Genomic DNA, 600 nt, shown 5'->3' with positions numbered 1-600 from the left:
CGTAATCGATATCAATGATCCCGCCAGTTTTGGAATCATCAATTTTTGTAGCGATTCGTACGATAGGTTCGACAATGTATCGGTTAAGTAAATAGTACCCAACGAGAACGCATAGCAATAAGAATGGGATGATGCCGCCTTCAACACTCATGACTTGCTCGAACACTTGATCTGCCACTTTCGCCTTAGCATTGACAACTTCTAGCTTCCAATGAAATTCACCAAAATCGAGTTTACTAATGTACATTTGTTTGGTGATTTGAAAGTTGTGTTCGATGATGACATTCGAGTTAGCATCTCGAATGACCACACCCAAAGAGTATTGGTTGGTGTGCTCACGAATGAACTGGAATAAGGCCTCCAAAGAAAGGTCGACCGTCGCAACGCCTGCAAACTCTCCATTTTTATAATACGGCGCAGAGGCGGTAATCATTTGAACTTGAGTGAAAGTATCAATATACACCGCAGACCAACTCACCGAGCCTGACGGTCGTTCAGCGGCTGCGCGATACCACGGCTCATTGTCATAACCGCCAGATTCTGGATTGTTGTATGAATGAATCTGATCGATGTTCCCCTCACTGTTCTTGTTAAAGAACA

The 600-nt window shown here is 43.7% G+C and carries 1 protein-coding gene; it reads right to left on the bottom strand.

Annotated elements, in window-relative coordinates:
• Positions 1–600 (bottom strand): cache domain-containing protein (locus R7R78_RS27850; RefSeq protein WP_225474817.1); only part of this gene is annotated, 600 nt, incomplete at both ends.

The sequence above is a fragment of the Vibrio sp. 2134-1 genome (genome assembly GCF_033339495.1).
The sequence above is the reverse complement of the archived record's forward strand: the minus strand, read 5'-3'. Positions and strand labels throughout refer to the sequence as shown.